The following is a 23,819-nucleotide window of genomic DNA, read 5'->3' on the forward strand; positions in this document are numbered from 1 at the left end:
ATGATCGACCGCCTCCTCGACGCTGCCGTCCGCTTCCGCTGGGCGGTGCTGGCCATCACGGCGCTCGTCGCCATTTACGGCGCGTTGCAGCTGTTCCGGCTGCCGATCGATGCCGTTCCCGACATCACCAATAAGCAGGTGCAGGTGAATGTCGCCGCGCCTCAGTTCAGCCCGCTCGACATGGAGCGGCTGGTCACCTTCCCGCTCGAAAACTCGCTCGCCGGGATTCCTGGCCTCGACTACACGCGCTCCATCTCGCGCAACGGTTTTGCCCAGGTCACGGCCGTGTTCGAGGAGGATGTCGACCTTTATTTCGCGCGGCAGCAGGTCGCGGAACGGCTTGCCCAGGCCGGCGAGAGCCTACCCGATGGCATCCAGCCACAGATGGGTCCGGTGTCGACCGGGCTTGGTGAAGTGCTGATGTGGTCGGTCGATTATGCGCCGACCGCGACCGCCAAAAACCCCAAGATACCCGGCCGGCCCGGTTTCCAGCCGGATGGCAGCTATTTGACTCCGGAAGGGGAACGCCTGACCGACGACGTGTCGCGGCTGGCCTATCTGCGCACGGTCCAGGACTGGGTGATCCGCCCGCAAATCCGCGGCGTCGATGGCATCGCCGGGGTCGACAGCATCGGCGGCTACGAGAAACAATTCGTGGTGCAGCCGAACCCAGGCCAGCTTGCCGCTTATGGAGTCTCCTTCACCGACCTCGCCGAGGCTCTCGAAAAGGCGAACCTGTCGGTCGGCGCCAACTTCATTCAGCGCGGCGGCGAGGCGTTTCTGGTTCGCGCCGACGCCCGCATCCGTCACATCGACGAGATCGGACGAACGGTCATCGCCAACCGCAATGGGGTGCCGGTGACTGTCGCCAATGTCGCCACCGTCACGCTGGGCGGCGAGCTACGCACGGGCGCGGCCTCGCTCGACGGCAAGGAAGTCGTCATCGGCACGGCACTCATGCTCGCCGGAGAAAATAGCCGGATCGTCGCGCAGAGCGTGGCCGAGCGTCTCGACGAGGTGAAGAAGTCACTGCCCCCCGGCGTGCGCATGACGACGCTCTACGACCGCTCGGCGCTGGTCGATGCAACCATCTCGACCGTCGAGAAGAACCTTGTGGAAGGAGCGCTGCTGGTCATCGTCGCGCTATTCCTGCTGCTGGGAAATATCCGCGCCGCGATCATCGCCGCGCTGGTCATCCCATTATCCTTCCTGATGATGGCGATCGGCATGAACCGCTATGGCGTGTCGGGTAATCTGATGAGCCTCGGCGCGCTTGACTTCGGTCTGATCGTCGACGGCTCGATCATCATCATCGAGAATTGTTTGAGACGCCTCGCCGAGCGGCAGCATCATGAAGGACGCCTGCTCAATTTGTCCGAGCGCCTGCACGAGGTGTTCGAGGCTTCGAAGGAGATGGTCCGGCCAACGATCTACGGCCAGGCGATCATCTTCCTCGTCTTCGCGCCGCTGCTGATGTTCAGCGGGGTCGAGGGCAAGATGTTCACGCCGATGGCGGTCACCGTCATCCTGGCGCTGGCCGGTGCCTTCATCCTGTCGCTGACCTTCGTTCCGGCGATGGTCGCGGTGCTGATCCGCGGCAAGGTGTCGGAAGAGGATGTCAGGGCAATCCGCTGGGTCAAGGAACGTTACGAGCCGCTGCTCGACAAGGTGATCGCGGCGCCGCGCAAATGGGTCATGGCCGGCGTCGGTGCTTTTGTTGCCGCGGGCTTGCTGTTCATGACTCTGGGTCAGGAGTTCATTCCGCAACTCGACGAGGGCGACCTGGCGATGCAGGCGATCCGCATTCCCTCGACCTCGCTCGACCAGTCCCTCGAAATGCAAAAGCGGGTCGAAGCCGCGATCTCGAAGCTTCCGGAGGTATCGTTTATCTACTCGAAGACCGGCACGGCGGAAGTTGCGACCGACCCGATGCCGCAGAATGCCTCGGACGCTTTCGTCATCCTGAAACCCAAGGATGAGTGGCCATCCGGCGTCGATAGCAAGGAAGACATTGTCGAGCGCATCGAGGAGAAGATGGAAGGGCTGGTCGGCAACGGTTTCGAGGTCAGCCAGCCGATCGAGATGCGCTTCAACGAGCTGATCGCGGGGGTGCGCGGCGATGTCGCGATCAAGCTCTTCGGCGACAACATGGAGCAGTTGGAAACCGTCGCCTCCCAAGTTGCGTCGGCGATCGGCAAGGTCGAGGGCACCGCCGATCTCCGCACCGAACAGACCGGCGGCTTTCCAACGCTGGAAGTGCAATTCAACCGCGACGCCATTGCCCGTTACGGCTTGTCGACCGAGGAAGTCGCCAATACCGTCGCCGCCGGCCTCGGCGGTCGCGAGGCCGGGCTGGTGTTCGAGGGCGACCGCCGGTTCGACATCGTGGTCCGTCTCGACAATGTGACGCGCGACAACCTCGATGCGATCGGCGCCCTGCCGGTCATGCTGGAAGCGAGCGGATCGGGGCCGCGCGCGGCCGTGCCGTTGCGCGAGTTGGCGAACTTTCAGTTCACCGAGGGCGTCAACCAGGTCAGCCGCGAGAACGGCCAGCGGCGCGTCGTGGTCCAGGCCAATGTCCGGGGACGCGACCTCGGCTCCTATGTCGGGGCGGCGCGGTCGGCGGTCGAAAGCCAGGTCAAGCTGCCGCCGGGCGTCTTCATCCAATGGGGTGGTCAGTATGAGAACCTGCAGGCCGCCTCGCAGCGCCTGACTCTCGTGATCCCGCTGGTCTTCGCGCTGATCTTCGGCATCCTGTTCGTCGCCCTGCGCAGCGTTACTTCGGCGCTCGCGGTTTATTCGGCGGTTCCGCTCGGCCTCGCCGGTGGCGTATTCGGCCTGTTCCTCGCCGGGTTGCCCTTCTCGATCTCGGCGGCGGTCGGCTTTATCGTCCTGTCCGGCGTCACCGTGCTCAACGGTTTGGTCGTGATGACCAGCATCCGCCAGCATATCGAACAGGGAGCGCCGATAGGTGGAGCGATCAAGGCCGGCATGATGGAGCGCGTGCGCGCCGTCATCATCACCGGCGTCGTCCCTGCGATCGGCTTCGTCCCCATGGCGATCGCCACCGGCCGCGGGGCGGAAGTGCAAAAGCCGCTGGCGATCGTCGTCATCGCCGGCTTGGTCGTTGCAACCCTGCTGACCCTGTTCGTGCTCCCGGCCATCAGCCAAATGCTCTTGCATCGCGGCCGGCAGCGGCATGTCGAGGGAGAATATGGTGACGAAGATGCGTTCGGGCGCGAACCATTGCCGTCGAAGTGAGGGAGTGAAGCATGGCACATGATCACGGCGGGGGTGCCCACAACCACGCGGCCGGCGCGAACAGCAAGATGCTGGCCATCGCGCTTGGCCTTACGACGGCCTTTCTGATCGCCGAACTGATCGGCTCGTTCGTCTTCAACAGCCTCGCGCTATTGTCCGACGCCGCCCACATGTTCACCGACAGCGCGGCGCTCGCCATCGCGCTGGCGGCGGTGAAGATTGGTCAGCGACCGGCCGACGATGCACGAACCTTTGGCTATCGCCGGTTCGAGATCCTCGCCGCCGCGTTTAATGCGCTGCTGCTGTTCGCCGTGGCCGGCTATGTTCTGTGGGAAGGCATCGGTCGCTTTTTCGAGCCGGCCGAAGTCCAGTCTACCGGCATGCTGATCGTCGCGGCGATCGGCCTTGTCGTGAACCTCATCGCCATGAAGCTGCTCTCGGCTGGCAAGGAAAGCAGCCTCAATGTGAAGGGTGCCTATCTTGAAGTCTGGGCGGACATGCTCGGCTCAATCGGTGTCATCGTTGGCGCTCTCGTCATCATGTTCACCGGCTGGCAGTGGGTTGATCCATTGGTCGCAATCGGGATTGGCTTATGGGTGCTCCCCCGCACCTGGATCCTGCTCAAGGACACCACCCAAATCCTGCTGGAAGGCGTGCCGCGGGGAATGGATATTTCGGCGATCCGAGCGTCGATCGCGGCAACGCCGGGAGTAGGCGGCGTCCACGACCTCCATGTCTGGTCCCTATCGAGCGACGAGCACAGCCTGTCGACCCATGTTGAACTGGCCAACGGGGCGGATTTCGAGACGGTCAAGACCGCCGTCGCCAAAATTCTGCACGACCGCTACGAAATCGAACACGCCACGATCCAGGTGGAGCGGGAAGCATGTGACGATGCAGACGGGTTGCATCGATGAGAATTATTTCGAACCCTATGACATTCGCGTGAATATGTCATTCGTCGAATGGCTGAAGTTGGCCGTTAGCGGAACGTCTGTTTTTTGGCGCGAAAGGCTAGAAACCGGTCATTCTCTGAGCAACCCCGTTGTCCGCAAAGACCAAAACCCGGCCACTCAGGGGCACTTACAGATCTCCGGTAAGCGGCCGTTAGTTCAGCTAACGACTGACGACTGCAATTGGGCCGGGAGCAAACTGACTGGCTCCTAATTGGTCCGGGCGAAATGCCGACTCCTTGATCTCGGAGGCGCCGCGCGTTGCTCAACTTAGTATGTCAAGAAGCAGCGCTATCCGCTGGATTCATCCTAACGAAGTCGCGGACTCGTTCGACCGACCACAAAGGCTCGTCGGCATCCTGCGTCGCACGCTGCCGCGCCCTTAACGCCATCCAGCTTCGATATTCGGGCTCGGGATGCTCCTGCTCCAAGGCTTTCATCGCGGCATATGCATCGGGCCCTGGCACTTCGATCAGCATATTGAACAGCGTGTTGCGCGCCTCCTGCGCATTGTCGCGCGTGGTGGGCGAATAAACCCCCTTTCCGGCACGCTCGATATCCTCTGTCACCCGGATGTAGCGGTGCATCAGCACATACAGGGTCTTGAGGTCGTGAGCGTTGCGATAGGCACCGACACGCACGCCGGCGCCGTGCCGATCGCCGAGAAGCGCGACGATGAACTGCTGGGCGAATTCCGATCCGTCCTCCGGTGACAGACCAGCGAGATGGGACTCCAGCACCGGAATGGCAGCCGATGGATCGGTATCGACCCACATCGCGAACCATCGTGGCCGCTGCTCGTCCAACACCGTCTCGGTCGCCTTGGTCGCCGAAAGCTCGGCAAGGGTTTCGGGTGCCACGCCGCTTCCGGCGAGAATATTCAGACTATAGCGCAAGGCGTCGGCGTTGGTGATGTCGTTGGCCCGCAGCCAGTCGAGGATCAGCGACCCAACCTCGGCATGCAACCACGGCGCATGGTAGAGGATGTCATGCAGGACGTAGTGCAACGGCTGTTCGCCCACGCTGTGCTTTAGTTCCCACAACAGCTCGGTTGTGACGGCCTCGCGACCAATGTCGGGAAAAGCGCGATAAAGCTGCTCGAACCAGCCGGGAAAGCCGTTCAGTTCCCAAGTCACATAGCGGAACGCCAGACGCGCTTCATCGGGCGTCAGGCGCTGGGCGAAGGCGCTGTCCTCATTGGCCTCGATCGCGAGGCCGGTCATCGCGAAGATCAGCGAATAGGGCGTCGATCCCGTGTCCGCGCCTTCCGAGCGCAGCGTCGGCCGATAGATGCGCCAATGCGCGATCGCCGCGTCGCGATAGGCACGCGCAACCGGCTCGCCAAACTCGGGGATCAGCGCACGCCAGTCGGCGCCATCCTCCCGGCTTGTCGAGACTCCACTGCTCATCGCGCTGAGAAGCAGATGATACTGATCGCCGCTGAACTCGCCGGGCTTCAAGCCGACCGGATGGAGGATGCGATCGGGATTGGCCTGGAGCGCGCGCACCCAATCCTCCCGATCCTTCTTATGCTTGCGGTTGCGCGCGTCATTTTTCCGCTTCCAGCGGCGATGTTCGGCGTCCATCCGCTCCATCGCCGGGGATGGCTTGGGATTGAGCCGTGACTCAAGAAATTCTGAGAGACCCGGATCTTCGGCAACAGCCGCGCGAAGCGGTTCGAGCCATGCCGATGGCCGATCCGCCTGAATGTAGAGCTGGATGCACCGCGAAAGCGCGATGTACCGATCGTCGCCGTCCTTCTCCGCGATCCAGGCGAGGCACCGATCGAAATCCTCGGGGCCAAACCCCCAGAAGTGACCGATGAACGCCATCTGCCAGTCATCGCGCAGTACCTCGCCCTTGGCTTCCATACGGGCGCGGCACGCGGCGACGCTCGTCCAATAGAGAAGGTCGTTTAGCTCGCGCCAGCGATGCACGTTCTGCGACAGTGAGGTCTTGTATTCGTCGATATCACCGCTGCGCCAGAACCGAAGCGCAGGCGTGTTGCGCAAAACCGCTAGTGTGGTCGGCTGCAATGCCGCTGTCGAGCGGGCGGCGACGAGGCGATCGACGGCATGAAGAGCCGCCGGCATCAGCCATGCGAATTCCTCGGACACATGACATTCGCCACGCTCGACATAGGGCTCGCGCTCAAGGAACCGGCTGAAGCCGTCGATGAGCTGACCCAGCGGATGGACATCGGCCGCATCGGCCATGACCGGCAATCGCTCGATGAATTCGTGCATCGCATGGACGAGGCCCGTCGCTTTGAAGCGCTCATGGGGTGCGGTATGGTCGAGCGTTCGCAGGACCAGATCGACACCGCGCGTCGTCAGCGGTGCCCAGTCGAGCAATTCGGCGAAAACCGCTCGATCGAGCAACGCCGGGTCATCCGCGATCCTGTGCCACAGCTGGTCCTTCAACTCGTCAGCGCCGACCGACATGACGCCCCGGATCGCTGCGATCCGCGCGTATTTGCCCCGGGTGGTATCGGCCGCGATCTCAAGCAGCAGCGGCGCGCACGACGCCATGTTGCCCTGCCAGACCAGCCGGCCGATGAAGAAGACGACATCGTCGTTCGACCGATACTTCTCGAGCAGGGCCAGCGTATCGGCGGCAAGTTCCGGTGTTGCAATGCGCTCGATTGCACTGTTGTCCATAATGCTCATCCGTCCCTCCGCGTCGCGATACGCTCGACGATATTGCTCAGCATGGCTTGGCGGACATCGAGCGGAAGCCGAGAGGGGTCACCGCCCTCAGTCGCGATCTCCGGCGCGATCGCCAGCGCCTTGTCGCGCACGGCGTTGTCGAGAAGAATGAGCCAAGTGAGCGTCGGGCGGGTGCGAGGAACAATGACCGCTTCCCCGTAGCGCTCTCGGAAAAATAGATTTTCGATCCGCGGCCGTTCGCCGGGCCGGTTCAGCAGATCGTTCGCCCATTCCGCGCTCAATAGCTCGCGGATTTCACGATGCCGGAAGCGCACGCTCGTGTAGACGATGTCGTCGAACAATCCGGTTCGAAGTAGCGCTTCGATCTCGGCATCCGACCATCCTTCGAGCAGGATGCGGGGATCAATCCGATCAGGGCTATGCACGCCATTGGGCAGGCAGATCACCGCCTTGCCCGTCATCATCACCGCGCCGGCAAGCATCTGCGCGCCGGCCCGCAACTTCGCGGCGTCCAGGCGAACGGCAGCGGTGGTTGCTGACAACGGCGCCAACTGCAAGGCAATCATGCGTTGGAGGACGTCGAAGCGGCTGCCGAGCTTGTGGTCCGCGATCCAGACGCGGATGAGGGCCTTGAGGTCGAACGGGCGCTCGGCGAGTTGCAGCAGGTTCGCGCGCTTTATGGCATCGACGAAGTCCGTGACGTCGCTGATGCCATAGTGGCTGGCGAACAGGCGAATCTCATCCTCGCTGAGCCCGGCCAGCCGAAACAGCTTGAGGCTCGGATCGCTGTCGCGGCTCGTGTCGGCGTCGCGTTCGGACGGTTCGGGCTCGCCATAGGGCAGGTGCTGTTCGATGAGCGTCTGGTCGGGCAGTGCACGCCACGCGTCCTCGCGGCTGGTGATGAAGATGCGCGCGCGGTCCAGCGCCGCATGACACCGCGCCCCGAAAATCCGCACGGCGTCCTCAAGCGCGCGCGGAGTCTCCAGCTGCGCTTCGTCAACGGAATCGAGGAAGAACCACGCTTGGTCTGTCGATGCGAGCCAAGCGTCGAATTCCTCGGCGGTCCCGACCTCAAACGCCTGCTCGAAGTTGCTGTCGATCTTTTCGATCCGGATGAAGAAGGCATGGCGACCACGCTCCTTGATCCTCTTGGCACGAGTCTGCGCCTCGAATGTCTTTCCGGCGCCCGGGTCGGCAATGACGAGGACACGATACGCGTCCTCGATCTCATGCCACCTCATTGGCTTGCCGCTCCCCGGCATGAGGAAGTCCCACTCTGCCGATCGAGGCGACATGGGCGTGAAGCGTCGTATCAGCTCAACGATCTTATCGGTCATGGCGCGACCCTGCATTTGCCGGATACAAGTTGGGGAACCAGCGCTCAGCGACGTCGGCCGGGAAGGCGAGTCGGAGCGGCGCGCGGTGCGAGGTGGCGGTGAGCATCCCGCGCTCGACCAGACCCGATGTCACGTTGCGGGCGCCACGCTCCTCATAGCCTGTGAGCGACGGGATCTTAGCGCGCTCGACCTCGCCGTTCATCACGGCCTCGCGCAACACGGCAAAGCTTCCACGCATTAATCGCTTGGAGCGGACCTCCTCTTCGACGTGAATTTCCATACGGGTCAGGAGCGTCGTCGGCTCAAGCAGCCCGCTCATGAAACGGATCTGGTCGACGGACCGATCGAGGAAGAATTTGCAGAATTCGATCAGACCCCGCTGGGTAAGGTTACCCCGACCGTCGCGGTCGCCTTCGCGCGGTCCGTCGGCCTGCGCCAGCAGTGCCTTGTACCGCTCCTCGTCGCGCGCGAGTCCGCGCGCCACTGACCACAGGCTCGTACCAATCCCGAGCCGTTTGTAGAGCGCGTGCGACATCAGTCGTGCGACTCGTCCGTTGCCGTCGAGAAACGGGTGAATCCAGAGGAACCGGTGATGTACGGCCCCAACCGTCTGTATCTGCCGCGTCTTGCTGAGCGGCGGCGACCCATAAGCGGTGTCGAAGCGCGCAATGAAGCGCGGCAGGTCTTCATGCGGGGGTGGCAGGTGGCGCCCGACGTCGACGTCACGCTTACGCCAGGCGCCGGGGATGATCTCGAGCCGCTCCCCAGTTTTGTGGTCGGTTACAAACAGCATTTCAGGCGGCAGCCGCGAGCAGAATTCTTCATGGAGCCACGACGCATAGGCCGCCGAAGCCGGCCAAGCATCAGGGTCGCGGCCGGTGTCGATCAGCTGCTGGACATGGATATGAGCGACGGCCTCCTTCTGCAGGTCACGCTTCTTCGGCTCGGCCGAGAAGTCGTTGGCGAGCGCCCGATCGATGTCGCGCGGGTGCGTGTCGTGTCCCTCGATCAGATTAGAATAATAGCAATTCATCGACCGGACGAGATCGCCGATCGAGTCGCGGAGAATGGGGTGGATACGCCCAGCCAGTTGGTTGGCCTCCGCGATCAGCGGCAGAATGTCATCATCGAGAAGGCGGGACGCCTCCTCTGGGACCATCGGCTCCATCGTTGTCACATCCATGTCGCATCATACCGGATTATCTGCCGGATTGAAAGGTCGGTATGCCCCTGGTTTTGTTGCATTTTGTGAGATGAACGGGGGATGGTATGCCGGATTATGTACCGGTTCCTATGCCGGATAGCGGTGACTCGAAGCATCCGAATCGATACACCGAAGGTGGGGCGCGGAGCTGCTGTTGGGCGCAGGTGAACTAACGTCGGCTTATGCCATCGAAACAACCGAAAGCGGCCGTTCCGTTTCCCACCAAGCTGGGACGTTGAGGTCGGACGGGCGAGCGACCGCTTAGGGCGGCTATACGCGACCGCGCGACGACCGAGATGGGCGCATTTCGGCCGGTTTCCCAGTGTCTACTCTCGCCGCTCCTTCGCTTCCGAGACTCGCTTTTGCTTAAGCTGCAAACCGCTGCTCGACCTGGAAGTCGAGACCATGCGCGAAAGGAGAAGTTGGCTCTGCGGCAGCGATTCTGAGCACATGAGCCATCGCTTCAGAGACCATCGCGGAGGCAAGCGGCTCGCTCCAATCGAACCCGATCCTTACCAAGGCTTGATCCTCCAGAAGCGGTCCATACCGCTGTCGCAGGCGTTGGCGGACCTCGTTCGGACTTCGCGCGATCATGGCTCCGAAGACCTGAATATGACCATCGGGCAGCTCGGCACTAATCGAACAGCTGTAGAGAGCCATGGGTCCGGCTTCCCATGGGTCCGCCTCGCGGCTTCGAGGTGGCCGTTCAGATTGGAGGTGACGCATGGCGGTGTGGCTCAGGAATTCATGTGCGGGAATCCTTGCGACGTGAGTGGGCGCGGTATCCAATCCGAGTGATAGCCCGTGGAGCACGACTGCTCGCCGAAAGCCCTCAGGACGGCCGCAGACCTCAACTGCACTCCGTTCATCGAACAGTTTTCGACGTGTCAGCAGCCAATCCAGCGGATCATGATCGATCCGTTCGCGGATGAAGCGGGCACCCGTCTCTGCCGCAACGTGCATCAAGCGCAGCGTTGCCAATCGGCTGGCAGGCGATTTGGGCTCTACACCCCCTCGCCTGACCAACATCGCTGCAGTGGCCTTCTTGCGGCCGCAACAACTTTGCGAACGTGCCTCGATGCGCATCTACACCCCCACTGATCACCTCACTGAAGAGCTAGATCGCGCATAACAGTTAAATATCGGTATATCCCGATACGACGATATATGGAAGTATACAAAGCCGTTGGCCTCCGGCACCGAACATGGCAATGTCTCGGAGTGTTCAGCCAATGGCAGTGTTCGGGGGAGCACCGTTAGCGGTGAGGTGTATGGAAAACGAAGCTGCAGTTGCAGCGCTGGCAGCGCTTGCCTTCGAGACACGGTTACAGGCCGTGCAGCTGCTCGCCACTGTCGGTGACGACGGGCTCGCGGCGGGCGAATTGTCGCGTCGACTGGGTGTGCAACAAAACACACTCAGCGATCACCTCGCGTCACTGGCACGCGCCGGGATCGTTAAAGCTGATCGACAAGGACGATCGATCATCTATCGCGCGAACCCGCAGGCCGTCCGGGACCTCGTTTTGTTCCTTAGCGAGCGTCTCGGCGCAAACGCGCGAGCCGCGTAAACTGCGGCGTCAAGAAGATTTAAGTTTCTTTTCCAGAATTACCTTGGAGGAAATCACCGACAACATCCTTGTCGATCATCTTTCCGAATCGTCCCGACAGTACTGGGCTTGCGGGAGACGCCTCTCAATTGACCCTCAAATGCATTCGTCAACGGATCCTCGGCGTTTCGCACGCCTCAGCCTGCCTGCTGACTAAGCACAGAATTGGGGGACATCGAAGAAGGGAAAGCGGTCGATCCAGCGGTGCCCCGGTGCACGTCTGGAGAAGAAAATGTTCGACGATATCCTGCTCGAAGACCTTGCTGCTTCACCGCCCCAAGTCTGGGCGCAGAGGAACGAGCAGGCTGAAGTGATCGGGCCATTGGCATCCTTGTCAAAGCTCACAGTGGCTGACGCCGAGCGAGCTCGAGCCGAGTTGCAGATTAGTCGCAGGTATCTCTACCAACTGGTGAAGGCACGGCGTGAGCGTCTCAACGGACTTCCGGCGCGCGGTCACGGTACCGGAGCTCAATTCCATATCGATGAGTGCCAGGAACGCATCATTGCGCAAGCGATAGACCGGGCCGGACCGGCCGCCCGGCACAGGGACGTTCTCGCTTTGGCGATGAGTATGAGCGAACAGGTGGGCATCGCGCCGCCTTCAGAGAAGGCCGTTCGCGTACGGTTTGGCAAACATCGGCCGAACATCGATCTCGCCAGCCGCTTCAAGCTCGAATGCGATTACATTGCGGATCTCTGCCCGCTCGGACTGGCCCTGGCCGACGAAAAAGGGGAAGCTGACGCCTGGCTCTTCGCGGCTGTGGAGAGCAATCGCTGCACGATCATCACGCACGATCTTTACATTGGAAAGCCGAGCAGGCACCAACTGCTTGCGAGTTTGGCGAACGCGGCCGCCGCGCCCGATTTCGCCGGACGGCCTCTCAGCCTTAGTGCTGCCGTTGAGGCGTACAACCTCGTTGATTTGAGCCTTGACAACGGCGCTGAATTGCGACGGCCATCACGCGGAAAAGCGATCGTCGGTGGCTCTATCATCAAAGCTGTCTGCGGCTCGTCGCTTGGACGTATCCGTATCCGGACCGAACCATCGCGTAGATCGGGCTATCGTCCCGTCACGCTCCGCCTCGCTGCGACGGTTGTCGGCCGACTCATCTCCGAGCTCAATTCGTGTCGCGAGATACGTCAACGTCATCCCACATCGCGCGGGCATCTTCCACCGCCTCAAAGACAGGAGCAAAAAGCTGCCGGAGCCGGTGCGCAAACTTAACTCCCGGACCTCCAAATCGGGCTAAATCACCATCTGCGGCGGGCAGCCGCGCTAGAATCGCTTCGTTCCAACGATCAACGCTACTGGAGACCAAGCGACGGGCGTCATCTAACGGCATGCCGGGTGTCGATGAAACTGCCTCGAACCGCTCCATTGCCATTGGTTTGAACTTAAAGGGTGGCAAGCGATCGCCTATCAAGCGGAGCGTCGCTGCCCCGTGCCTTCTCGGCCCAGTGTCTACAACGTCGACTTGAAGTCTAGCTCCGGTGAACTCCGGGCTGAGAGGGTATGAAAAGAATTCGAGATCGCGTGGAGCGATCCAGGTGAGCGCACGGAGGGAATCCGCGATGCGAACTCCAGAAGTAGAGAGTTCCCGCATGCGGCGTTCAGCATCATCAAGCGCAAGCTGAAGCCCGGCGCCTTCACCATATGCAGCCGTGAGACCGTGCCCAAGGATTAGCTTCGTTACGTGATCGATAATCAAGGTTGCGATTGCAAACCGGGACACGTTGCCGTCTTCCACGCTCAAATTAAGATTGACCTGATCGACAGTGATCTGTTCGCCGACAGGCCCGAGCTGCTCTGGCAAAGCCGATCGTTTGAGCGCATGGACGCGTCGACGGACGGCAGACTCGCCGGGGACGGGAGTACCAGTACGCTCACACTCTCTAAGTACCGCATTTTCAATCTGGGCAATACGTGTCTGTGGTTTGTCCGCAAGTAGTTGGCGGACAAACGAGTCCAGCGGTTCGGCTAGTCCCTCTCGAGCTATCGACCGACGCGCAATGTTCCTGAACCCTGGCGTCAGCCCTCGGGTCGGTCCCAGCTGCCGAACCTTGGCGACAAACTTGAAGAATTGGCGCCGTCCTACGCCAATCGCAGAAGCAGCTGCCTCAACGTTGCCGCTGACTTCAGAAGAAGGATCGAGATAGCGATCTATTGCCGTGAGGCGTTGCTCGACAGTTTGCTGTTTGTGGAGGGGCTGCACGGCGAAGAGGGCAAGTTCGTCCTCTAACGCCCATCCGGCTGGTAGATATCGCCGGAATAACTCAGTCTCTTTGATCGACGGCACCGGCTTCTCCAAAAATTCTCCGAAGGAGAGTCTCGGTGAACGTTTAAGAGACGCAGATTTCTGTTGCAAGTCCCAGATTCGGCTTTCATATGGTGTTTGGTGAACATCTAACGGACGCTGATTCTGCCAGCTAGTTCGTCGATGGAGTACGAAGAATGCGAGGACTACAAACGATGCAATCATCTGAAATCTTGCTTCTGGCGGCGATGATCGCAGCGGCCCATGCCGCCCAGTCAAAATCAGAACGCAAGAGTTGGCCCCGGCCTCGCGGCGATCGTCGCGGTCCTTGGACTTCTGCTCGCGGATCGGGACGGTAATGACGTCCCCTCGCGTCTTCGAGGCGAAGGCCATCGGACACTGGACCGATAATGTCGATGTCAAACCAACTTGGCCCATCCGCATCCCGGCGTCGCAGGCCATCGTCGACGATCTTGGTTTGGCTTACCAGCTGCGCGACCCGCTGATCTCTCCTTCCCGAGCGAACCTCGTTCCCGCCGATCGACTGCTGCCCGTCGTTGGCGAAGAGTTCATTCGCTCCGCCGAAATGTTCGTCAGCGCGGACGGCGGCTCGCTTCGCTGGTTCGATGGCGCCCAGGCGCATGAGACCGGATGGTATCCGAGCTGGAAGCGCGGGCGCCTGCAGCATTGGGAGGGCCTCACCCAGAAGCATACGCTACTGAAGGCCGAATGCGACTGGAACGTTCTGTGGGCCCAGTCGGAAGCTCGCCGGTTCCGGTTCATGCTCGAAGGACGTTGGCGAGAATACACCTGTGATGTCGAAATCCAGCTCGCCGATGGCACAACGCAGATCATCGAGAACAAGGCCGACGAGCGCTCGGTCAAAGACGCAGACTATCGACTGACCCTCGCTGGCGTGAGCGAGATCTGCCGCCGGGTCGGATTTCAATTCCAGATCATCATGGGTGATGAGGTCTTCGCCAACCGGCACCACCGCCGCAATGTGGAGTTGTTCGCGTCACGCGGCTTCGCGACGGTCACGCCGCGCCACATCCGGAAGCTCGAAGCGTTCGCCGTCGAACGCGGTCCGATCACGACTTACGGGCAGCTTTCCGAGCTTCTGGAGCCGGACTTTGTTCCGGCAGGAAAGGCAGTCGTCCAGGCGCTGGTGGTACGCCGTCGCGTCCAGATCGATCTCACCGATCACGTCCACGACCATACGCCCGTCACCCTGCACTAAGGACAGCTCGCATGGACCATTATCATCATCATTTCTGCGTTAAGCGCAGCTGTGCGCTGTTCATCGCTGACACGACCAAGGCGCAATGCCGGGCTCCGCCGTCGCCGATGAGCGCACCCACCTGCAAGCCGGCTTAGGCCACATCCTCACCACTCGAACCGGACCAAAGTCCGGTTCGCCTCCCGAAAACTTAGACCGAAACCGCGTCGCGGTGGGCGGAATGCCGCCGCGCGCCCAGAAAAGGAGTTCTGAAGTGGCTGACCTTCCTTCGTACAACTATCCCGCTGGAGTCCTCATTCGCATCGACGGTGCGCTCTACCGTCCCGTTCCGGACTCGATTCCTGATCGCGTTCACCTCATGTGCGTCCGAACCGGACAACCCTTCCGTTGTCCGAACGAGCAGGGTCTCCCGGAACTTCCGACGCCGGACGCGCTCGATCAACTCAAGATCGACGGGCGCCTTGAGGAGGAGTTCCCCGAATCCATGATCCAGGCGCGTCGGCTTGCAGCGAAGACCGATTGGGACCGGTCTGACTGCACCAAGCTCGACCCCCAATCTGAGAAGATGCTCGTGCAATGCGAGCTCCTCGACGACCACGGCGTCCCCAACGGAACACAAGCGATCCAGCTCGCAATGCCGGACCTGTGGACGGATCAGCTCCGCGAGCAGTTCGGAGAGCATAGCAATCCCCATACGATCAAGCGCTGGCGGAGCGAACGTGGCAGCGCCGGACAGCGCTCCTGCAAGGACATGGTGCGGATGAACGGCAAGGTTCCCCGTTCGCCGTGGCTCGACGACGTTGTCGAGCAGGTCAAGCAGAAGCACGCGCTCAACTGTCATATCTCGGCAGGCGCCGTGGTGACCCACCACGGGTTTGCTGCTGCCGAAATCAAGGCCATCAACGAGGGGCGTCACCATCACTACCCGGCACCGGAAAAGCCCTACCGCTGCTTCAGCTACGACACCTTCCGCCGGGCTTGCATCGCGCTTGAGGGAAGCGAAACCCTTGAGGCCAAGCATGGTCGCCAGTACGTCCAGGCGAAGTGCAAGGGTGCGGGCAAGAATCTGACCGCCACCCGCATCCTCGAGAAGGTGATCGTCGACCACACCGAGCTCGACGCGTTCACCATCGTCGATCCCGACAAGCAGTGGCTGAGCCAGCGTGCCTGGTTGTCGGTCGCCATCGATGTCCACTCTCGCGCCTGTCTCGCGTGGGTCGTGACCTACATCCCGCCAAGCTACTGGACGGTCTACGAACTCTTGCGGCGCATGCTGCGCCCCAAGCGGCCGCCGCAGCGGCTCGTCGAACGCTTTCCGATACTCAAGCGCATCTGCGGCCGGCCGACGGAATTGATCGTCGACAACGCGCTCGAGTTCCGCTGCAAGAGCATGCGCGACATGGCCGGATCGACCGGCATCTCAGTCCGCTTCGCTCCCGTGAAAAAGCCGCGGTACAAAGCCATCGGAGAGCGGGCTCTGGGCACGATCCCGCGCCTTTTGCTCGACGGCATGGCAGGGCGAACGCGGGGCGTCGAATACAGCCGCCTCGCCGAATACGACCCTCAGGCGAAAGCCGAAATCACGATGATTGGGCTCGAAGCGCTGCTCAATTACGCGACTGCCGAATATAACATCGCCCATCACTGCGGCCTCGACGACCGCCAGCCCGCCCTCGTTTTCCGCAATTCGGCCAATGCGCATGGCATCGATATGATGTGCGATTTGCGGGCGGCTCACCTCGAGATCATGGAGGTCGAAGAAAACGTCCAGGTCACCAAGTCCGGCGCGCGGGTCTTCGGGCTTCGTTACCACTGTCCGCGGAATGTCCCGGCGCTCATCGACGAGAACACTCGGTTCGAGCCTCGGCGCCAGGCGCGCGACACCGCGAGCATCACGACGAAGATCAAGTTCGACCCTTCGAACATCTCGAAGATCCATGTGTGGAACCGTCAGCGCCGCAAGTACCTCGAACTTCAGTGCGAGGAGGAAAGCTATTCCGACGGGATGCCGCTCAGCTTCCACCGCGAACTTGTGGAACGCGCTGCCGAGGAAGGGCGCGTCTTCTGCTCCGAAGAGGATCGCCTGGAGTTTCGCGCGATCCGGATCGCAGCGCTCAAAAACCTTACACCTAAGGCCAAGGCTCGGGAACGCGCGGCGCTTGCTCGCCTGTATGAGCATCCTCGCATCCGCCAGATCACGGGGAACCTGGTCTCCGTCGACTTCGATGTCGCGGAAAGTGTGACGGCCGACGAGTTCATCACTCACGACGTGGCGTCGCTGACCTCCTTCGACGCGGAAGTCCTCGCGACCACGCCCCCGACCCGCCGGCACTTTGCGGACACGAAGCCTCGCGATCGCCGCAGCGACGCTGAGTCGATCCGTGCCTCCAAGGACGCCAAGCGCCCGCGTCCGCGCCGAGCGCGGGCTGCCGGCGGGGAGTATGCCGCATGACCACCCCCGAGAACATGGCAGAACGAAATGCCCGGGTTGCTCGCGCTCGGCAGCTCATCGGCGAGATCTCGATCCCCTACCCGCCGCAGATCGAGCTCAAGGTCGCACTCGACGAGTTGCGCCACACCGCCGTCCTGACGCGGGGGCGGCCCCAAAGAGGCGTCCACCTCTTCGGCCCGTCGTTCGCGGGTAAAACCACAGCAGCCCGCGAGCACTCCAAGCACGTGCTCGCAACTGAAGAGCATCCGCCTGGAGCGGTTCCGATTGCCCTTGCAACGATCGACCCCGAAGGGTCACTTGCAAGCGTCGCGACGGACATCCTGCGGTCGTTGGGTGAACCCCGCCCGGACAAAGGCTCAGCGGCGCTAAGGTGGGAGCGGGTCTGGAATTCATTGCCCGAACGCAAGGTCCAGATTCTCATCTTGGACGAGTTTCAACGGACTACGCGCCGGCCGACGATGAGCCCGGTGATCGCAGCCAAAGTGCAGGACCTGATGGAAGGAGGACTGTGCGCAGTAGCCTTTCTTGGACTCGAAAAGGCGCATGACGTTTTCCACACCGCGTCCGACCTGTCCAACCGCCTCGATGTACCGGTCACGATGTCCCAGCTGCAGTGGGCCGATGACGAAGACCGGAAAATGTTCACCGACTTCGTCAGCCGGTATGATCAAGCTCTCGCGGACGCGGGCATTGTCTCGCTCCACTCAGGACTTGCCGATGACGAGCAGCAACTGCAGCTGCTTCACGAGGCCTCGAACGGGTTGATTGGCCAGTTTTGCCGCATCGTAGAGACTGCGGCCATCTCAGTGGTCAGGAACAAGTACAGCTGCATCTCGCGCGAGGATCTCGCCGACGCCGTCGATGACTGGTCCATCGCGAACCGTCGGATCGCTTACAATCCGTTTAGAGATGGAGAGAAGTGATGCCTGCGATCACACCGATTCCCGGCGAGTCGTTCAACGGGCTCCTTCATCGCTGGGCCGCAGCCAACTTCATCGACAGTATGCTCGAAATCACTCGACAAGCCGGTGTCGAGTACCCTCACGTGCAGGACGTGGCTCTCAATGAGCGCCGTGACCTAAGCAAGATCGCCGAGATTACGGGTGTACCGTTGCCGGAATTACAGGTTCGCACTTTACCGGCCGATGAGGACGGGCTTACCAGAAAGCTCTTCGGCGTGTCCGTCCGTAAAACTGACCTCGAGGTCCGCGATCGTCGGTTTGCGCCAGCTAGCCTGCGGCTTTCGGCACACCACCGCGCACTCTGGATGGTCCGCACGATCTCGTTTTGCCCGGAAACCTGGCAGTATCTGCGTTCCACCTGCCACCGAGACCAGTGTGGCGTAACACAGCAGTGGAGCAGTACGTTCGGAATCGAGCGTTGCGGTCGCTGTCTCGCTGACCTGCGGGACAGTCCGAGCGATCTTGTCCCCGAAGAGGAGCGAGAGGCACTCCATGCGTTAGTCGACCTTCTCAGCCCCGATCCGGCACGGAAGCGCTCGATACTCGCCACTCTGCCTGCCTCCTTAGGCGAGATCACGCCCGACGCGGCTTACGAGTTGCTGATCAGGCTCATGAAAGTTGTTGACCCGTCGCTGCCGGCCGCACGGACGAACATGCACCTCGCGGGACCGCACCAACTCTCCTCCGCAATGGCTCAGGCGTGGCGCATCCTGCAGTCCTGGCCGGAGGGATTCGTGGGTCTCGCTGCGGAGCGAATCCGGGCCCGTGTTACGCGCGACGATGGCAATCAGGGTGAGAGCATGCGCTTTCTCAGCCTATGGAGAAATCGCTCCCAGCTCTCCGATCCTATTGCCCGTCGTATCGTTAAAGAGATTTCCGACTTCATCGACATTTCCGATCCGGTGAATGCAGCAAGATTCCTCACGCTGAATGCCGCCGCAGCAGCCGTCGGACTGAAGCAATCTCGGCTGTCGAATCTTCGTCGGGCGGGGGTCCTCCGCACTCGCTTCGCGATCCGCCGGGACCGCCCGATGGCAGCATTCTGTGCGGATGAGATCGCCAGCCTCAACGTCGGCTTCGAAGACAGGATGTCGATCGAGACGGCTCGAGCCCAGCTCGGCATCACGTGCCACGGCGTCGAGCAGCTTGTAGCACTCGGTCTCCTTGATGAGGTTGCTCACCCGTATTTCCGTGCCCGGTACATTTGGGTGCCGCTCAGTTTCGCATCACTGAAGGCGTTTTGCGGCCGGGTTGAGACTGAAGGGAGGCCCATCAGCGGACCGAAGGTTCCACTGGACATGGCTGCGAAGGTAATCGGCGGTCGCCTCAAGCCCTGGGGCGCGATGCTGAAAATGCTGCTCGATGGTGAGCTCGACTACGAGTTCTTGGGCGGCTTGAAAACGCTCGCAAAAGCCATACACATCCGAACAAGTGACGTTCCGCGCCTCCGGTCTATCCAGTTCGACACGACCAGCATTCGACCTTTCAAGTTCCAGGCGTTGATGTCGAAGCGAGACGCCGCAGATACCCTAAACCTGGGTCCTAATCAGGCGACAAGGCTGCTCTCCGACCACATAACGCCTCGCGGCTCGCGTTCGGTCGTAGTGCCCATCGAGGCAGTGGAGAAGCTCGCGGCAAAGTACGTCAGTGCAGCTGAACTGGCTTGGCTGCTCGGCCTCTCGAAAACCGAAGCTTATTTCCTAGCGAAGCGCTGCGGCGTTCCCCACTCCCGACCAGGCGGCTTCCTGCGTTCAGAAGCAATCGAACGCCTCGACTTGCCTCGCTAACATCCGACTTATCTTTTGGGGCTGCTGGTTTCAGCGGCCCTTTCCTTTGTCGACTAGATCGGAGCAGGTTTGTGCAAGAAGGCGGCGTCTAGGGAGCAGGCTTGTGCAACTGATCTTGGGTGCAAATTGCAGCTAAGAGGAAATTTGGGGCAGCTTTAATCGCGGTTGGACACCCGTTCAATTGTTGGGACCACCTTACCTTGGCCCTCCAACAACCTTGTACTTACCCTGAAACTGTCGGCAGGACCGACGAATTGTCCGGCAGTGGCCGAAGCCGGAACGTCCGCTTTCGGAACCCGGGGTGGTATTTCCGGTCATTGGTTCAGCTAGTCGCTGGATGACGGACAGCGACCCATTGCGGACGTTCGGCAAATCACGATGATGCGCTTATGCCTAGCAGCGCCAACGACCAGCGAGTTCCTCTATATCAGCGCTGGCTGAACATGACGGTGGGTTCTTTCAGCCGTTGGCCGATAGGAGCGAAGGCCACGCTCTACTTGCTGCTTATTCTCAGCCTTCCGGTGGTCTTCGTTGAAGACTTGCGGCGCTCACTGCCGGAGTTGCTCGTTTGGCTGATTATGACCCCCTACCTGAGCATCTTGCTACTGATTGTTGGTCCGACGATCTTCCTCTTCAACATGCACTGGATCGCATGGCCCATCCGCGCGCTGATGCGCCGCAAGACTAGAGGTAAATGTCCGAATGCATCCATTTTGCTCTGGCAAGGGCCGCATCCATTGCGGACATTCTATGAACGCGGCATCCGATCGTCATGGTTGAGAACATTCACGAGACGGCGATGGGTGTTCTCGGCATCCTCATCGCACCGGTTTGGCTGTGGCTGCTTACGATGTCGATCAGGTCGGGTGTCGTGTGGGGCTGGGCTGGCGGGCCAACCCGCAGCCGGAAACCGACGTTCTTTTGGCTCGTCATGGTGGGTTACCTTGCTCTCGCGCTGGGCTTCGCTTGGCGCGGGTTCGCTCGGCTCTAACGTCAGGATTCCACCCAGCCGATCGTCACTGGAAAGATGATCCATTCAAGGAAGAATTATAGAAGGCCGCGTCTCGGATTGAAGTCCCACGTCGTCTTTGGAAGATTTTGCCGGTCATAAAATGCGGCAACGAACGCGCGGCCTACGGCAATGGCAAAAGCCAGTTTCCACCAAACTCCCCAATCGTCTTGGGAAAGTTCCGGCACGTAGCGGGGCGCGCAACGCCTGACCCGCATTGCAACCCGCCAGAACCATCAGGCGTTGATCGCCCGGCGCGGAACGCCTCCTTCACGCGCCCGGATGCGCGATCAGCCGCGGCATCCATGTTCAGCGGGCGGGTGCGGCGTATCGTCAGCGTACCCGCCCCAGTTTTCCCTAGATGAGCTTGCCGGGGTTCATGATCCCTTCCGGGTCGAGCCCGGCCTTGAGGGCGCGTAAGGTCCTCACCCGGCCCGGATGGAGCCGCGCCAGTTCGCCCCGTTTCATCTGGCCGATGCCATGTTCGGCGCTGATCGATCCGCCAGCCTCGACGACGAGGTCGTGGACCAGCCGGCTGACCGCCTCGCCTTCCCGTTCCAGCCAGCCGGGACCGCCGCGGCTTCCGGCACGCACGTGAAAGTGGATGTTGCCGTCGCCAAGATGGCCGAAACCCGAAGCCTGCACTCCCGGAAATGCCTGCTCGAGCGTCCGGGTCGCCTGTTCAAGGAAGGCCGGCATCGCCTCGACTGGAACGCTGATGTCGTGCTGGGTCGCCGCGCCAAAGGCCTTGCGCTCGGCTTCGGACAGGCTGTCCCGGATCCGCCAAAAGGCCTGCGCCTGCGCCTCATTGGCGGAAATGGCGGCGTCGCCGACCAGGCCGCGATCGACCATCGGCGCAAGAAGGCGGCCGAGCAGGCTTTCCGGAGTTTCGTCGGTCCCGCGATCGACGGTGGCTTCGACTAGCACGTGCCAAGGATGCGGCGTCGCCAGCGGCGGCCGCACTCCGTTGATCTGCGCGATTGCGGCGTCGAGCGACTCCCGTGGTAGCAGCTCGAACCCCTCGATCCGGTCGGTCCCGGCCTCAAGCGCCCTCAGCACGTCGATCGCGGCCTGGGGACTGGAGAGCCCGAGCCAGGCCACGGCGCGCGCCGCCACCGCTGGAACCAGCTTGAGACGGACCTGCGTGATGATGCCAAGGGTTCCTTCGGCGCCAATCAGCAGCTGATCGATGCTTGGCCCGCGATTGTCCTTCTTGAGCTTCGACAGGCCGTCATGGATGCTGCCGTCGGGTAGCACTGCCGCGATCCCGTCGACCAGTGCCCGCATGGTCCCGAACCGCAGCACCTGGGTGCCGCCGGCATTGGTCGACACCAGTCCGCCGATGGTTGCGCTGCCCTTCGCGCCCAGCGTCAGCGGGAAGCGCAGGCCATGTTCGGCAACGGCGGCATGCAGCGACTCCAGGATCACTCCAGCTTCAGCCGTGCAGCGTAGGGCCACTGGGTCGATCGCGTCGATCCGGTTCATTCGGCGCAGCGAGAGGATCAGCGCGGACCCGTCCGCGGGAGGTGTCGCACCGCCCACCATCGACGTGTTCCCCCCTTGGGCAACGAGGGCCACGCGATGCGCCGCCGCCTTGGCGACGATCGAGGCTGCTTCAGCGGTATTGGCGGGCTGGAGGATCGCGCTTGCGGCCCCATGCCAACGGCCCCTCCAATCGCTAAGCCAAGGCTCAATGTCCCGAGGGTCGGTCACCACGGACTGCGGGCCATGGTCGCGAAGCACTTCTGCGATCAGTTCGGCCTGGCTCATGCCCACTGTCTAGTCGCATCGTCTGGGGATCGAAAGCCGGCCTTAGGGAAGCTCGAAACCGGTCACCCGGACGGTGGGCGGCGACGCGGTTGCGGAGGAGAACAACAGCACCCCCTTCGCATCCGATCGCCCCGGCACATAATCGACCGTTGCCGTGGCGCTTTCCCCTCCCGCCTTGCCTTCGACCTGGACCCTCGAAGCGGTCTGGCCGCTGGCATTGCTGATCACGAACCGGGCAGCCATTCCCGACCGGGTCGGGACCAACTGATCGACCGTAACCGACAGGTCCGGAATACGGTCTTCAGGGGCCTTGGCGGAGTCCAGCAGCAATATCGCGAGCAGGGCGATGATGACCGCGAGGCCAAGCCCGGCACTGGTCCACTCGAGAAGTGGAGCGCGCGATTTTCCGGACATGTTCAGATTACCACCTTGGCAAGGCCGGCACCGATCGCGCCGGGAAAGGCCAGCACGATCAGCGTGCGCACCGCCGTCGCCGGGTCGAGACCGGCGAGATGGTCGAAACTCCAGGCAAGATAGAGGCACGCAAGCAGGACGACCGAATAGCCGGGGAGGCTGTATTTGATGAAGGCGATGGGATGACCGTCGGTCAATCGTCGATCCTGGCCGGTGAAGCCGACGAAATAGAGGATCGCATGGAGCAGCAGAACCGAAATCAGCATCAGGGCGATGGCATGGCCAGGCTCCATCGCGATGCTGATCAGCAGCACTTCTTCGGTCGGCGCGATGGTGAAGCTGAGGAAGATCGCGCCGGCGAACAGAAGGAACAGCTGGCCCGCCATGCTCGACCGCCACTGCTGGTTGCGCTCGATGTCCTCGCTGTCGCCCAGCATTTTCGACCCGATCATCGCGCCGAAGCTGCCGGGCACCGCCTGGATGGCGATTTTCCCGATAATATCCGCCAGGGGCATCGACGGGCTGATTTCCCCGATCAAGAGCAGGACCAGACCTGCGGTTACCGAGGCCACGAAATAGGCAGCGAAAACGTCTAGCAGGTCGTCGAGCGGGTCCTGCGTCTCCTCGAAACCCGACACCTTGGACAGGCCGAACAGCAAGATGAGGTTGGCGAGCGACAATTGGGCGACCTGCCACCAGGGCAGTTGCACCCCGAGCCGCCACATCTCCATAGTCATCAGCAGCGGCACGCAGAAAATCAGCGCACCGGCAAACGCCCTGGAAAGCGCGACCAGGTAATCGAAGTTGGTGGTGGCCTGCCTGGCGCGGCTGTTATTCATCCATAAACCTCGCAGCGCTGAACGAGGGCGGTTTGCCCCGGGTTCCGCCTGAGGCTATGG

The 23,819-nt window shown here is 61.7% G+C and carries 19 protein-coding genes; 10 read left to right on the forward strand and 9 right to left on the reverse strand.

Annotated elements, in window-relative coordinates; all coding sequences use genetic code 11:
* A complete protein-coding gene (locus FMM02_RS03230; protein WP_147493513.1) occupies positions 1-3,261 on the forward strand; it encodes an efflux RND transporter permease subunit in 3,261 nt (1,086 codons plus the stop codon).
* Positions 3,262-3,272: 11 nt separating this feature from the next.
* Positions 3,273-4,178 (forward strand): cation diffusion facilitator family transporter, encoded by a 906-nt coding sequence (locus FMM02_RS03235; protein ID WP_147493514.1) that lies wholly within the window; start codon positions 3,273-3,275, stop codon positions 4,176-4,178.
* Positions 4,179-4,492: 314 nt separating this feature from the next.
* On the opposite strand, the gene FMM02_RS03240 is transcribed toward FMM02_RS03235, so the two are convergent.
* From FMM02_RS03240 to FMM02_RS03255, 4 genes are all read right to left on the reverse strand, one after another.
* A complete protein-coding gene (locus FMM02_RS03240) occupies positions 4,493-6,883 on the reverse strand; it encodes a hypothetical protein (RefSeq protein WP_147493515.1) in 2,391 nt (796 codons plus the stop codon).
* Positions 6,880-8,220: an NACHT domain-containing protein gene (locus tag FMM02_RS03245; RefSeq protein WP_147493516.1), complete on the reverse strand. Its 1,341-nt coding sequence runs from the start codon at positions 8,218-8,220 to the stop codon at positions 6,880-6,882. The genes FMM02_RS03240 and FMM02_RS03245 overlap by 4 nt, the downstream gene beginning before the upstream one ends.
* Positions 8,210-9,403, reverse strand: coding sequence for a Fic family protein (locus tag FMM02_RS03250; RefSeq protein WP_246104812.1), 1,194 nt, complete (start codon positions 9,401-9,403; stop codon positions 8,210-8,212). The genes FMM02_RS03245 and FMM02_RS03250 overlap by 11 nt, the downstream gene beginning before the upstream one ends.
* Positions 9,404-9,790: 387 nt before the next feature.
* A complete protein-coding gene (locus tag FMM02_RS03255; RefSeq protein WP_147493517.1) occupies positions 9,791-10,510 on the reverse strand; it encodes a hypothetical protein in 720 nt (239 codons plus the stop codon).
* A gap of 185 nt (positions 10,511-10,695) precedes the next feature.
* Here FMM02_RS03255 and FMM02_RS03260 point away from each other — a divergent pair, with 185 nt between their 5' ends.
* Together FMM02_RS03260 and FMM02_RS03265 are read left to right on the forward strand one after the other, a co-directional pair.
* Positions 10,696-10,992: an ArsR/SmtB family transcription factor gene (locus FMM02_RS03260; protein WP_147493518.1), complete on the forward strand. Its 297-nt coding sequence runs from the start codon at positions 10,696-10,698 to the stop codon at positions 10,990-10,992.
* Positions 10,993-11,263: 271 nt separating this feature from the next.
* On the forward strand, positions 11,264-12,256 hold the full coding sequence (locus FMM02_RS03265; RefSeq protein WP_147493519.1) for a hypothetical protein: 993 nt from the start codon (positions 11,264-11,266) through the stop codon (positions 12,254-12,256).
* On the opposite strand, the gene FMM02_RS03270 is transcribed toward FMM02_RS03265, so the two are convergent.
* On the reverse strand, positions 12,150-13,679 hold the full coding sequence (locus FMM02_RS03270) for a hypothetical protein (RefSeq protein WP_187107833.1): 1,530 nt from the start codon (positions 13,677-13,679) through the stop codon (positions 12,150-12,152). The genes FMM02_RS03265 and FMM02_RS03270 overlap by 107 nt on opposite strands.
* On the opposite strand from FMM02_RS03270, the gene FMM02_RS03275 reads away from it, so the two are divergent.
* On the forward strand, positions 13,645-14,526 hold the full coding sequence (locus FMM02_RS03275; RefSeq protein WP_147493521.1) for a hypothetical protein: 882 nt from the start codon (positions 13,645-13,647) through the stop codon (positions 14,524-14,526). The genes FMM02_RS03270 and FMM02_RS03275 overlap by 35 nt on opposite strands.
* Positions 14,527-14,537: 11 nt before the next feature.
* Positions 14,538-14,663: a hypothetical protein gene (locus FMM02_RS11420; protein ID WP_281288884.1), complete on the forward strand. Its 126-nt coding sequence runs from the start codon at positions 14,538-14,540 to the stop codon at positions 14,661-14,663.
* A gap of 53 nt (positions 14,664-14,716) precedes the next feature.
* Here the strand turns inward: FMM02_RS11420 and FMM02_RS11175 are convergent, their stop codons facing one another.
* Positions 14,717-15,208, reverse strand: coding sequence for a hypothetical protein (locus FMM02_RS11175; RefSeq protein ID WP_187107834.1), 492 nt, complete (start codon positions 15,206-15,208; stop codon positions 14,717-14,719).
* Between the two features lie 78 nt (positions 15,209-15,286).
* On the opposite strand from FMM02_RS11175, the gene FMM02_RS03280 reads away from it, so the two are divergent.
* The 4 genes from FMM02_RS03280 to FMM02_RS03295 all read left to right on the forward strand — a co-directional run bounded on the left by FMM02_RS03280 (position 15,287) and on the right by FMM02_RS03295 (position 20,718).
* Positions 15,287-16,978, forward strand: a complete 1,692-nt coding sequence (locus FMM02_RS03280; RefSeq protein ID WP_187107835.1) for an integrase catalytic domain-containing protein — start codon at positions 15,287-15,289, stop codon at positions 16,976-16,978.
* The gene (locus tag FMM02_RS03285; protein WP_147493523.1) at positions 16,975-17,901 is read left to right on the forward strand and encodes a TniB family NTP-binding protein; all 927 of its coding nucleotides are present in this window, start codon (positions 16,975-16,977) and stop codon (positions 17,899-17,901) included. The genes FMM02_RS03280 and FMM02_RS03285 overlap by 4 nt, the downstream gene beginning before the upstream one ends.
* On the forward strand, positions 17,901-19,727 hold the full coding sequence (locus FMM02_RS03290) for a TniQ family protein (protein ID WP_147493524.1): 1,827 nt from the start codon (positions 17,901-17,903) through the stop codon (positions 19,725-19,727). The genes FMM02_RS03285 and FMM02_RS03290 overlap by 1 nt, the downstream gene beginning before the upstream one ends.
* A gap of 772 nt (positions 19,728-20,499) precedes the next feature.
* Complete coding sequence (locus FMM02_RS03295) at positions 20,500-20,718, forward strand: hypothetical protein (protein WP_147493525.1); 219 nt, start codon at positions 20,500-20,502, stop codon at positions 20,716-20,718.
* Between the two features lie 375 nt (positions 20,719-21,093).
* Here FMM02_RS03295 and FMM02_RS03300 read toward each other — a convergent pair whose 3' ends face one another.
* The 3 genes from FMM02_RS03300 to FMM02_RS03310 are packed head-to-tail and all read right to left on the reverse strand — an operon-like array spanning position 21,094 to position 23,759.
* Entirely contained in the window at positions 21,094-22,506 is a 1,413-nt protein-coding gene (locus FMM02_RS03300) for an FAD-binding oxidoreductase (RefSeq protein ID WP_147493526.1), read from the reverse strand.
* 42 nt (positions 22,507-22,548) lie between these two features.
* Complete coding sequence (locus tag FMM02_RS03305; protein WP_147493527.1) at positions 22,549-22,920, reverse strand: hypothetical protein; 372 nt, start codon at positions 22,918-22,920, stop codon at positions 22,549-22,551.
* 2 nt (positions 22,921-22,922) lie between these two features.
* Positions 22,923-23,759: a TIGR02587 family membrane protein gene (locus FMM02_RS03310; protein WP_147493528.1), complete on the reverse strand. Its 837-nt coding sequence runs from the start codon at positions 23,757-23,759 to the stop codon at positions 22,923-22,925.
* Positions 23,760-23,819 lie beyond the last annotated feature (60 nt).

The organism is Sphingomonas xanthus, from assembly GCF_007998985.1.
GTDB classification, from domain to species: Bacteria; Pseudomonadota; Alphaproteobacteria; order Sphingomonadales; family Sphingomonadaceae; genus Sphingomicrobium; species Sphingomicrobium xanthum.

Bases quoted from the DNA above. Each gene is read 5' to 3' on its own strand.
- FMM02_RS03250 (WP_246104812.1), bottom strand. From the start codon at position 9,403: ATGGATGTGACAACGATGGAGCCGATGGTCCCAGAGGAGGCGTCCCGC.
- FMM02_RS03280 (WP_187107835.1), top strand. From the start codon at position 15,287: ATGAACGGCAAGGTTCCCCGTTCGCCGTGGCTCGACGACGTTGTCGAG.
- FMM02_RS03255 (WP_147493517.1), bottom strand. From the start codon at position 10,510: ATGCGCATCGAGGCACGTTCGCAAAGTTGTTGCGGCCGCAAGAAGGCC.
- FMM02_RS03305 (WP_147493527.1), bottom strand. From the start codon at position 22,920: ATGTCCGGAAAATCGCGCGCTCCACTTCTCGAGTGGACCAGTGCCGGG.
- FMM02_RS03310 (WP_147493528.1), bottom strand. From the start codon at position 23,759: ATGAATAACAGCCGCGCCAGGCAGGCCACCACCAACTTCGATTACCTG.
- FMM02_RS03240 (WP_147493515.1), bottom strand. From the start codon at position 6,883: ATGAGCATTATGGACAACAGTGCAATCGAGCGCATTGCAACACCGGAA.
- FMM02_RS03260 (WP_147493518.1), top strand. From the start codon at position 10,696: ATGGAAAACGAAGCTGCAGTTGCAGCGCTGGCAGCGCTTGCCTTCGAG.
- FMM02_RS03265 (WP_147493519.1), top strand. From the start codon at position 11,264: ATGTTCGACGATATCCTGCTCGAAGACCTTGCTGCTTCACCGCCCCAA.
- FMM02_RS03235 (WP_147493514.1), top strand. From the start codon at position 3,273: ATGGCACATGATCACGGCGGGGGTGCCCACAACCACGCGGCCGGCGCG.
- FMM02_RS03245 (WP_147493516.1), bottom strand. From the start codon at position 8,220: ATGACCGATAAGATCGTTGAGCTGATACGACGCTTCACGCCCATGTCG.
- FMM02_RS03270 (WP_187107833.1), bottom strand. From the start codon at position 13,679: ATGGCCTTCGCCTCGAAGACGCGAGGGGACGTCATTACCGTCCCGATC.
- FMM02_RS03295 (WP_147493525.1), top strand. From the start codon at position 20,500: ATGGTTGAGAACATTCACGAGACGGCGATGGGTGTTCTCGGCATCCTC.
- FMM02_RS03275 (WP_147493521.1), top strand. From the start codon at position 13,645: ATGACGTCCCCTCGCGTCTTCGAGGCGAAGGCCATCGGACACTGGACC.
- FMM02_RS03230 (WP_147493513.1), top strand. From the start codon at position 1: ATGATCGACCGCCTCCTCGACGCTGCCGTCCGCTTCCGCTGGGCGGTG.
- FMM02_RS03300 (WP_147493526.1), bottom strand. From the start codon at position 22,506: ATGAGCCAGGCCGAACTGATCGCAGAAGTGCTTCGCGACCATGGCCCG.
- FMM02_RS11420 (WP_281288884.1), top strand. From the start codon at position 14,538: ATGGACCATTATCATCATCATTTCTGCGTTAAGCGCAGCTGTGCGCTG.
- FMM02_RS03290 (WP_147493524.1), top strand. From the start codon at position 17,901: ATGCCTGCGATCACACCGATTCCCGGCGAGTCGTTCAACGGGCTCCTT.
- FMM02_RS11175 (WP_187107834.1), bottom strand. From the start codon at position 15,208: ATGCTCTCCGAACTGCTCGCGGAGCTGATCCGTCCACAGGTCCGGCAT.
- FMM02_RS03285 (WP_147493523.1), top strand. From the start codon at position 16,975: ATGACCACCCCCGAGAACATGGCAGAACGAAATGCCCGGGTTGCTCGC.